The following is a 10,559-nucleotide window of genomic DNA, read 5'->3' on the forward strand; positions in this document are numbered from 1 at the left end:
TCAAATAATTATGTAGGGTAGTATACCGAAGTAAGTAACTAATGTTACTTTAAAAGCTTTATTTTGATGTTAAAGAGATATTCGACAAAAAAATCAATACCACGAAAAATAATGACGATGAATTTGCAAAAAATTAGTAATAGTGTAGTTGGAATATCAATGTTAATGCTTCTTAGTCTTCCTAAAGAAGTATATGCTTGTGCATGTTGTGCGAATGCTGGTCAATGGTCGCAAACTTCTCAAAGAATCAGTGACTATGAATTTCAAGAAATAAATAGTTTGCGATTTTCTCCAAATGCAAAACTATACCAAACAGCAGGCGATAATAATACTGGAATATCTTCTAACTCAGTTAATTATACTCTATCAGTGAATAAACAGCAACGTGTTTGGAATTTTTTATTTAAAGACGAAAAAGGTAAAACTGGAACTCTTTCCTTGACTATTCCCAAGAAAGCTACATCCTTTACAACAGATTTATATACTCAAAAAAATATTGAGCCAGAGCTTTATAAGGAATTTCGTTTGGAAGGAAAAGTTGTAGGTAACGGTATTTTTTCCAAAGCTATAACTCCAGATACCAAGTTTCGGCTCGTATTACAAGGAAGAGGAAATAACTGTTTGACTGCTGGAGATTTTAAGTCAATGGAACTTACAAGTTTTTGGTTCTAAAGCCAATTTTGCTTTTTATAGTTCATTGTTTTCCGAAAAATAGTTATTAGGTGTAATGTGAGCGCTATACTAAAGCTTATGTACTAATTGATAAATAATAATACAATTGTAAAAGGCATTTAAGAACAGGCGCCATATTGACAAAGCAAGAAATTTCGTAATTGCTCTACAAAAGCGTGAAGATAATTGTATCTGTTAAGATATGGAAGTTGTAGATGTCAACGGAACAATACGAACAAAGTCGCACCTGTGATAGCTGCGGTTACGAAGAAAAAAGACTTCTTGACGAATTAAGTGCAGCATTTGAACAAACGCGCGCTTGGGGAGAACCATGTCCTCAATGTGGTTCAACAGAATTTAGTGAAAGTGCCTCGATGCCAGGGCTTTCACGCTCTGTGTTGTCCATTTGGGCAACTAACGATGGACTTTCGTTTTCGCAACAAGACGAAGATTTGGTTATTGCATCTAGAGATAATTTAGAGCTAATTTTAGAGTTTTTAGATTCACCTAGTACCCATATATGGAAGAGGAGAGTGTTAGCTTCTGCACTTCATGTTCTTTGGTACAATGCTTATCCAAAAACTAGTCAGGTAGCTGGCTTTACATTTACATATGAGATAGATTCTCTTGATGATGATTTTCTTTCTGATGAGGAAGATATTACCTTTGAAGAGTATGAAGATGATTCTTGCTGTTTTCAACAGGTGAGTCCAGAATCTTTTTATGATGAGGAATTTGCCGCAAAAGTCGCAGAAGAAATAAATAAACGGGCGCCGTTATTCATAGAATTAGGGGCTGACAGCGCTGAGGAATTTGGCAATCCGTTATGGTATTTGCACGATTATCTCAGAGAAGCATTTGAAAAATATGCTGGCAAGAGTACTAATTAAAACTATTAGGCGCCTTTAGGTGAAAAAAGTTCGGCGCCCATGAATAAATCAATAAAACTGATGGCACCGACCTATTAATCTCGAATCAAACTGCTTGTACATTATCGGCGCCATATAATTTATGTTTCTTCCATTCATTGGATGCTCCCCCTTGATGAGCGTCATATTTTTGACCACTGCTGCATAAATAAGAATTGCCAAACATGTAAACTCCACCTACTTATAAAAGTGCAATAGCTTTTTCTATGGCATTTTGGATAACAATAGAAGAATTTTCTATTTGCTCTTCAGCATTACCAATTGTGTTAGCAGATCCTTTGATAGCTATGTAATTCAAGCTCTTTTCTCTCTTCAAATCAGTTACAAAAATGATAAAATTGTGCAACTTCCATATCTACGCGCATCAGTTGTGTAAAAATATTGGTTAACAGTTATTTAGGTAAGCAATATTATAGTAAAATAATACTAAGTAGTATTTGTACTAAAAAAGCGTGTTAGGGTGTAATGTTAATTTTAGCGTTCTATGTAGCAGCAAGGATATAAAGTTATGATTGGATACGTCACACTCGGAACAAATGACATTCAACGAGCAGCAAAGTTCTATGATTCTTTGCTTTCTGAAATTGGCGCCAAAAGATTTATGGAAACCGAAGAGTTTATTGCCTGGAGTGTTTCTCCAGAGTTACCAGCACTTGCAATTGCAAAACCGTTCGATGGAAACAAAGCAACGATTGGGAATGGGGTAATGGTAGCGCTTGAAGTAAAAAGTTCTGAGAAAGTAAATTCAGTTTATAACAAAGCAATGGAACTGGGTGCTACAGATGAAGGAGCGGTAGGGACAAGAAGTGCGTTGCCAGGATTTTATGCAGGGTATTTTCGTGACCTTGATGGAAATAAGCTAAATGTCTTTTGTATGCTCCAGCAAAATGCTTAACACGCTTTTAGCTTGAACAGCGCTCGTGCCCGACATCATTACCGTTCGCGGGCACCTAAAAAATTTACATAAGTTCATATTTTAATTAATATGTTGTGGAGGCGCCGAGAATGATACAGTGTTTCCGTTTAAATTATACGGGACTGAACCTCGAATATCTCCCCATCCTCCAGAGTTGGGGTCACTAGAACTTGGTAAAGCTTTACGAAATCGGATATTTCCTGCAACATGAATTTCTTCTCCTCTAACAATCGCATCTAGTTCGCTATAGTACGGAGAACCTCTCCATATTGGAAATTTCCCATCAGCTTCGATAAAGTATTGGAATGAATCAGCTTGGCGCCCAAATTCATCAGTTGATAAAAAGTCTGGGGTTTTATTAAAGTTTATTGTAAATAATACTTCCTTAGTATTCTTATTTACAACAGCAGATTCGGAAATTACAGTGAGCGTTGCTGCTAAAACTTTTTCAAGTTGGACTACAAAACTAAAGCTACAAACTGTGAAAATAGTTAATAATTTGTTTATTAATTTCATTAAGCTATCCTACGTTTTTTTAAATTTCCATATTTTAAATTAACTACAATAATTATAAGGAATGTGCCTTCTTTGAAAAGTTAAGTTCCGTCATTATAAATTTAATTATAACTTTTGGAGTGCAATTACTTACTTTTGCTTTGCTTTTTGCTGAGAATAAAAAGCAATAACACTTAAGCTAATTAAAGCAAAAATTGATGCTGAGTACACGGCGCCTCCATAATTCAAATTAAAGTCAGAGCAACTTTATCGTAGAGAACAACCGATTTAGCCGACATCACAGGCGTGTACTCAGCAGCATCTTTATAATAGAAGTGCAAATGTTCTGGGTCGAGATTATAAGTTACTCTTTGATAACCTTGATTAAAAATTTTGTGAGAAATAAGCATAAAGCCGCGCGTTTCTGCTCGTGTTTGAGCGAGGTGTGTCAATTTCAAAGTAGATATTATTTATATAATATCATTGGCACCTCGCTTCTTCCAAATGATTAAGGAAGGTGCCGTATTGACAAAGTAAGAAATTTCGTATAAAAAATCTTTGATTTAATCAAGTTTTAGATAATGCAAATCAATGTTAACTTGACTTGATAAACGTTTTTTTATTTCCTTCAATATGGACATTTTGATATTTTTTATATATCCATCAAGATGATACTTTAAATCATTATTTACTGTGATATTGCGATGCCTATTACCTAGAAATTTTCTAGAGAAAATCTTCTTGGAGATGAAACAGTATTGTTTTGATAGGTAAGGGAATAAACCACAAAGAACACAAAGAAAACAAAGGAAGAAGTAAAATTAACTACGATGCATACTAACCCCTATAAGTCATTGCCTTTATGCCCTTTGTGTACGAGCGTGATTCACTGCTTTTAGCAGCATAAAAAGAGTTTCAACTCCTAACTCCTAACTCCTAACTCCTAACTCCTAACTTTTTACTCAGCACTCAGCACTCAGCACTCAGCACTCTTTACTAAAATTGTTTTAGGAATCTGAGGTCGCTGGTGTACAGGCGCCTAATGTCGTCCATTTGGTGTAGTACCATTGCGAAGCGTTCGACACCGAAACCTGCGGCAAAGCCAGTGTATACTTCGGGGTCGTAACCTACTGCGTTGAGAACGTTTGGGTCAACCATTCCACAACCCATTACTTCTAACCAGCGTCCGTTCCATTGTAGGTCTACTTCGGCGCTTGGTTCGGTGAATGGGAAGTAAGAAGCGCGAAAGCGAATGGGTAGGTCGCCAAATATTGAAGTTAAGAATTCTTTTATTGTGCCTTTGAGGTCGGTAAAAGTTAATCCTTCGTCAATAGCTAAGAGTTCAATTTGATGAAAGACTGCTGAGTGGGTAGCGTCTACATCATCTTTACGATACACTCGCCCTGGCGCCACAATACGAATTGGTGGTTCTTCAGCTTCCATGTAACGTATTTGTACGCACGAGGTTTGTGTCCTGAGTAAATTTCCGTCAGGTAAGTAAAATGTATCCTGCATGTCTCGCGCTGGATGGTCAGCAGGTGTGTTTAGTGCCTCGAAATTGTAGTAGTCAGTTTCCATTTCTGGACCCTGTGCAACGGTATACCCCATACCTACAAATATATCTAAGGCACGGTCGATAATACCGTTGAGGGGATGAATCCGACCTTGAGGACGCTCGTAAATACCTGGCATTGTTACATCTAACGTTTCCGCTTGGAGTTGTGCCTGTATTTTTGCTGCTTCTAATGCGGTGCGTTGTTTATCAAGGCTAGATTGTAAAGCTTCCTTTACAGTGTTAGCTGCGGCGCCTATTTTGGGACGTTCCTCAGCGCTCAGTTTGCCCATGCTGCCTAAAAGCACAGACAATTGACCTTTTTTGCCTAGATAGTTAACGCGCAACTCTTCTAGTCGGTCAAGGGTGTCAGCGCTACGAATTGCGTTTTCTCCATCAGTACGCAGTGCATTTAGTTGAGCTTCTAAGTCGTTTTCAGGGTTGCTCATCTGTTGGTTGTTAATACGTGCTTGGGCAATACTGAGTTTACAACATCTACCCTGAACTGACGTCATAGTGATAGAATAGTGTAGTATGTATTTTATTAATTATTTATTAATTTTTTTATACAGTTGAAAAGTATTTGTAATAAGTTAGATTAGCAAAAAGAAACTATAATTCTTAAATTAAATCAAATTAAATCAAGTTTTATGCGTCCCTGACTCGGCATGAATGTTCAACGACGATATCGTTAATGATATTGTTTATTAATTGTTTATAGCAACACTACTAACTAAATGAAACTGCTAATTAGCAATGATGATGGGGTTTCTGCTCTAGGTATCCGGACTCTAGCTAACACTTTAGCTCTGTCTGGTCATGAGGTAACTGTGGTGTGTCCAGACCGGGAGCGTTCGGCAACCGGACATGGGCTAACTTTGCATCAACCCATTCGTGCTGAAATAGTTGAGTCATTATTTCATCCCAACGTCAAAGCTTGGGCTTGTGATGGAACTCCTTCGGATTGTGTCAAGTTAGCGCTGTGGGCTTTGCTTGATTCGGCGCCTGATTTGGTTGTGTCGGGAATTAATCAAGGCGCCAATGTTGGTACAGAAATTCTTTACTCTGGGACGGTTTCGGCTGCTATGGAAGGTTTAATCGAAGGTATTCCCAGCATTGCTTTTAGCTTAACAAGTCATACAATTCGGGAATTTCAGCCCGCAGCCGATTTTGCTTCTATTTTGATCGCCGAGCTGGCAAAAAATCCTTTGCCTGACTTGATGCTATTAAATGTAAATGTTCCTGCTGTCAAGTGGGAAGAAATAAGGGGCGCCGTAGTTACACGGCAAGGAGTGCGGCGCTACATTGATGTTTTTGACAAGCGTACTGACCCACGTGGTAAAACTTATTACTGGCTCACTGGGGAAGTTCAAGAAGATATCGAGCCTCCTATTGGCTTAAATTTGCCTCAAAATATACCAATAGATGTACATGTTATACGTGATAACTACATAAGTATTACTCCTTTACAGTATAATCTTACTTATTCTAAGGCAGCGACTGAGCTATGCAAGCGCGAGTGGGGAATCGGTGGCGAGTGGCAAGCAGGTAAACAAACAGAGTAGTTACCGTCAGTCAATGCAACAATGACAAAATATAGGCTATAAAGTAGGAGCAGTTCATAAATCAAGCTTACGCGCATGATTCCTTAAAACTGTACAAGGGTAACGGCAGTACTTTTCTATGTTTAGAAACTTTGGAAAGTAAAATGAAATTAGGTATATAGCATTACCAGTGAATTCACGCTTGCTGCCATTTGGTTTTATATAGCGTATAAACTAAACAAAACGAGTCACGTTTTAAATCGCCCACTCAGTATCAAGCTTTGACTAACTCATGTCTAGGATAGAAAAACATTTTAAAGTGCATTTTTGGGGGGTTCGCGGCAGCATCCCCTGTCCGGGATCGAACACGGTGCGTTATGGCGGCAACACCCCTTGCGTTGAGATGCAAGTGGGCGGCAAGCGTTTAGTTTTCGATGGTGGTACAGGGTTACATGTTTTGGGGCAATCGTTATTGCGCCAAATGCCAACGACCGCGCACATCTTTTTTACTCACTCGCATTGGGACCATATGCAAGGGTTTCCATTTTTCACTCCTGGATTTGTGAGAGGAAACCATTTTTGTATATACGGCGCAATTGCACCTGATGGTTCCACCGTTGAGCAGCGTCTTAACGACCAAATGCTACATCCTAATTTCCCTGTACCTTTACAAATTATGCAGGCTGATTTGGATTTTTATGATGTGGCGCCAGGAGAGCCAATCAAAATTGATGATATTGTCGTTGAAACGGCGCCGCTCAATCACCCTGGTGAAGCTGTTGGTTATCGGGTCAACTGGTGTGGTGGTGCCGCAGCTTATATCACCGATACAGAGCATTTTGCTGATCATCTCGACGAAAATGTTCTTTGGTTAGCACGTAACGCCGATATTCTAATTTACGATTCAACTTATACAGATGAGGAATACAATTCTCCAAAATCTCCTAAAATTGGCTGGGGTCACTCGACATGGCAAGAAGCAGTAAAAGTTGCCCAAGCTGCTAACGTCAAAACTTTGGTGATTTTTCATCATGACCCAGCACACGATGATGATTTTTTGGACTCGGTTGGCAAACAAGCTGCACAAAACTTTTCTGGCGCCATTATGGCAAAAGAAGGAATGGTGCTTGAGGTGCCCGTATCAGTTCTACTATCAGAAACATTTCCTGTTAGCCATATTTAAAATAGACATAGATAACCGGAGTAATAGAAGATTTTAGATTAGATTGGTGATAGGTTTCGCTTTAAAAGTTAATGGTCGTTAGACAGTTAGTCTTTTGAAGTGAATCGCTCATAAACACGCTTATCCCAGTACCAAAAAGTGCTAAATCTGTCTCCAAATGGGTGTTCTGTGCGGGTTACTAATCAAGCTGAATTAGCTCTAACGCCTACTGCTGTCGCACTTGGCAAGTTTGATGGTGTACATCGCGGACATCAGCAGGTTATTAAACCCATCTCATCCAGCACAGAGATGGGATTAAATTTGAGTTCAAGAGAGTTGGAACAAGGGAATATCCACTCGACTGTAGTCACCTTCGACCCTCATCCGCAAGAATTTTTTAGCGGAAAACCTCGTACATTGCTAACACCTCTTAATGAAAAGGTTAAGCAATTACAGTTGCTTGGTGTCGAACAATTAGTACTGCTGCCCTTTGACCGCGAATTATGTGAGTTATCTCCTGTGGAGTTCGTTGAGAAAATCTTAGTGCAACAACTTCAAGCAACCCAAATTAGTGTTGGGCAAGATTTTCGTTTCGGTTCAAAACGCAGTGGAACCGCATATGACCTACAAATTATCGCGGCTAGGTACAATATTCCTGTAACGATTGTTTCTTTAGAGATTGATACTCAGCACGATAGTACTGCACAAAATACAACCCCAGAGATGACGCGCATTTCAACCTCATTAATTCGCTCCATCCTTGAAGAGGGCAATGTTGAACGCGCACAACAACTTCTTGGAAGACCATATACTCTACACGGTGTTGTTGTCAAAGGTCAACAACTTGGTAGAACAATTGGTTTTCCAACTGCAAATCTTGAGTTACCTAAAGATAAATTTTTACCAAGCAATGGTGTTTATGCAGTTCGTATATTTGAAGCGTCCGGTGCTTCGGAACTGCTTGAATTCCTTGCCCTTGGTGTGATGAATATTGGCAACCGTCCCACAGTAAATGGTGAAAATGTAACTATTGAAGTACATTTGTTCGACTGGGCAGCAGATTTATATGGTAAGAAGTTGGTAGTTGAGCTAGAGAAATTTTTGCGACCTGAAACAAAATTTGCCTCTCTAGAAGCATTAAAGAACCAAATTCAACTTGACTGCTCTCTTGCCAAAGCTTTTTTTAGTTGACATGTTCATTTTTGGCGAGTTGCGGGAATACTCAATATAGGACTCAAGAAGTAAAGCCAGGGTGCGGATGTATATCCGTACCTTTATTTAATTGTGCGAATGGGGTGGGACATGAGAGAAAAAATTGACGCATTGACACAAAACTTAGCGAAAACAATAGTTGGCAAAACTACATCTATCCGTTTGGTACTAGTTGCCTTGCTTGGAGGTGGTCATGCGCTACTAGAAGATGTCCCAGGTGTTGGTAAAACCTTATTAGCAAAATCGCTAGCTCGTTCTATTGACGGTAGGTTTCAAAGATTACAGTGTACTCCAGACCTTCTACCGACCGATATAACAGGCACTAATATTTGGAATCCCAAAAGCGGCGAATTTAGTTTTTTATCTGGGCCTGTTTTTGCGAATGTTCTACTGGCAGACGAAATAAATCGAGCTACACCTAGAACTCAGTCAGCATTGTTGGAAGTAATGGAAGAACAACAAGTAACTGTTGATGGTGTTTCGCGTCCGGTTCCCTCACCATTTTTTGTTATTGCTACCCAAAACCCTATTGAGTATCAAGGTACTTTTCCGCTTCCAGAAGCTCAGATGGATAGGTTTATGCTGTCATTAAGTCTGGGTTATCCATCGGAAAACGAAGAACTTCAAATGTTGCAACGTCAAATAGATGGTGTGAAATTTGACACATTAGAGCCTTGTATTACTTTGGAAGAGCTTGCACAGTTACGTCGTTTATGTGCGGGCGTTAAAATAGATACTTCGTTACAACAATATATTCTTGACCTAGTGCGAGCGACACGGCAAGATGAAGAAATTACCCTTGGCGCCAGTCCCCGTGGTACTGTAGCTTTGCAACGTGCTACACAGGCTCTTGCTTTCTTACTGGGACGTGATTATGCAATTCCCGATGACATTAAATTATTGGCGCCGAATGTTTTGTGTCATCGTTTGATACCAGTAGGTGGGCGCCGAGCTAAGAGTGTTATGGAGCGTATACTACGCTCAGTACCAATACCTTAATTTTATATTTTGGATTTTAATGGATTGTAGCACAGGCGTCTCGCCTGTGTAGTAAAAAAGTAATTATCTTTACTACGCCCGTCGTAGATAACACAGAGAAGAAAGTTAGTCAGAGAGATTTAAAATTGGCGCCAATATTGACATGAAGCACTATTGGTCTTCAAATCACTATATTTGGTACTACTCGTTAAGCTAACCAGTAGCAACTACGTCTCTATTGCAAGCATTAGTACTACTGGCTAAATATGGAGCATCCGTTACATCCGTTTATCATCCGTTGCCAATAGTTATCTTAAAAACTATGTAATGGCAACAAAACAGCTAATATAAGACTCTGAATGTATAGTGCGTGTATGCAGGTTATATTTTGGTGAGTTTAAAATTTATTGGTTTTGTTTGTTAGAACTACATAGTACAATATTCTAGTCTATAATCTAAAATGTCTAATCTCGTTAAACGCAAAAGTAAGGAAAAAAGGCTAAAACGTAATCCGATTGGTTTACTTTTAATAGTTTTGGCTTGGAGTCTTGCGATGGGATGGTTACTCGCTTTTGCTACAAGTGTAAACGGCGCCACTCCGAATGATGATACAATGTCATCAATTGGTACGGTAGATGTAGTACCTGCACAATTTAAACTTGGACAGGAGCTTTACTTAGAAAATTGCTCGACTTGTCATATTGCTTTGCCTGCCTCAGTTTTTCCGACTCAAACCTGGAAAAACCTTCTTTCCGATAGCCAACATTACGGTTCACAACTTCAACCGCTAGTAGACCCACCGCGTATGTTAGTGTGGCGATACCTTTCGACTTTTTCGCGTCCAATACTCGAAGACGAGCAAATACCGTACCGTTTAAATAGCTCACGTTATTTCAAAGCTTTACATCCTCAAGTTAAACTACCAAACCCTACACAAGTTAGTAGTTGTGTAACATGTCATCCAGGAGCAAATAATTATGACTTTCGCAGCTTAAGCAAGGAGTGGCAATAAGGTGGGATATCGCGACAGGAGTATGGTCGGAGTTCCTGACAAGCTTTGGGGACAACCTAGGTTAATATGGAAACAGTCTCAATATAT

At 39.3% G+C, this 10,559-nt stretch carries 11 protein-coding genes; 8 read left to right on the forward strand and 3 right to left on the reverse strand.

The genetic code is table 11. The features are described from left to right. Positions 1-111: 111 nt before the first annotated feature. From DSM106972_RS36660 to DSM106972_RS36670, 3 genes are all read left to right on the forward strand, one after another. Positions 112-672, forward strand: a complete 561-nt coding sequence (locus DSM106972_RS36660; protein ID WP_233787358.1) for a hypothetical protein — start codon at positions 112-114, stop codon at positions 670-672. Positions 673-887: 215 nt separating this feature from the next. Continuing rightward, complete coding sequence (locus DSM106972_RS52780) at positions 888-1,562, forward strand: hypothetical protein (RefSeq protein ID WP_186538684.1); 675 nt, start codon at positions 888-890, stop codon at positions 1,560-1,562. A gap of 547 nt (positions 1,563-2,109) precedes the next feature. Continuing rightward, a complete protein-coding gene (locus tag DSM106972_RS36670; protein WP_127085315.1) occupies positions 2,110-2,496 on the forward strand; it encodes a VOC family protein in 387 nt (128 codons plus the stop codon). Between the two features lie 81 nt (positions 2,497-2,577). Here DSM106972_RS36670 and DSM106972_RS36675 read toward each other — a convergent pair whose 3' ends face one another. The 3 genes from DSM106972_RS36675 to pheS all read right to left on the reverse strand — a co-directional run bounded on the left by DSM106972_RS36675 (position 2,578) and on the right by pheS (position 5,013). Then, on the reverse strand, positions 2,578-3,033 hold the full coding sequence (locus tag DSM106972_RS36675; protein WP_127085316.1) for a hypothetical protein: 456 nt from the start codon (positions 3,031-3,033) through the stop codon (positions 2,578-2,580). Between the two features lie 224 nt (positions 3,034-3,257). Continuing rightward, a complete protein-coding gene (locus DSM106972_RS36680) occupies positions 3,258-3,470 on the reverse strand; it encodes a hypothetical protein (RefSeq protein WP_127085317.1) in 213 nt (70 codons plus the stop codon). Between the two features lie 538 nt (positions 3,471-4,008). Next, positions 4,009-5,013 (reverse strand): phenylalanine--tRNA ligase subunit alpha, encoded by a 1,005-nt coding sequence (pheS, locus tag DSM106972_RS36685; protein WP_127085395.1) that lies wholly within the window; start codon positions 5,011-5,013, stop codon positions 4,009-4,011. 288 nt (positions 5,014-5,301) lie between these two features. On the opposite strand from pheS, the gene surE reads away from it, so the two are divergent. The 5 genes from surE (at position 5,302) to DSM106972_RS36710 (ending at position 10,472) form a co-directional block, all read left to right on the forward strand. Then, positions 5,302-6,129: a 5'/3'-nucleotidase SurE gene (surE, locus tag DSM106972_RS36690; protein ID WP_127085318.1), complete on the forward strand. Its 828-nt coding sequence runs from the start codon at positions 5,302-5,304 to the stop codon at positions 6,127-6,129. Positions 6,130-6,400: 271 nt separating this feature from the next. Continuing rightward, positions 6,401-7,291 carry an MBL fold metallo-hydrolase gene (locus DSM106972_RS36695; protein ID WP_127085319.1) on the forward strand — a complete coding sequence of 297 codons (891 nt, stop codon included), beginning with the start codon at positions 6,401-6,403 and terminating at the stop codon, positions 7,289-7,291. A 138-nt stretch (positions 7,292-7,429) separates the two neighbouring features. Continuing rightward, on the forward strand, positions 7,430-8,461 hold the full coding sequence (locus tag DSM106972_RS36700) for a bifunctional riboflavin kinase/FAD synthetase (RefSeq protein ID WP_186538681.1): 1,032 nt from the start codon (positions 7,430-7,432) through the stop codon (positions 8,459-8,461). Positions 8,462-8,572: 111 nt separating this feature from the next. After that, positions 8,573-9,481 carry an AAA family ATPase gene (locus tag DSM106972_RS36705; RefSeq protein ID WP_127085321.1) on the forward strand — a complete coding sequence of 303 codons (909 nt, stop codon included), beginning with the start codon at positions 8,573-8,575 and terminating at the stop codon, positions 9,479-9,481. A gap of 439 nt (positions 9,482-9,920) precedes the next feature. Continuing rightward, entirely contained in the window at positions 9,921-10,472 is a 552-nt protein-coding gene (locus DSM106972_RS36710) for a cytochrome C (RefSeq protein WP_127085322.1), read from the forward strand. The last annotated feature ends 87 nt before the right edge of the window (positions 10,473-10,559 follow it).

Origin of the sequence: Dulcicalothrix desertica PCC 7102, assembly GCF_003991905.1 — a bacterium.
Lineage (GTDB): Bacteria > Cyanobacteriota > Cyanobacteriia > Cyanobacteriales > Nostocaceae > Dulcicalothrix > Dulcicalothrix desertica.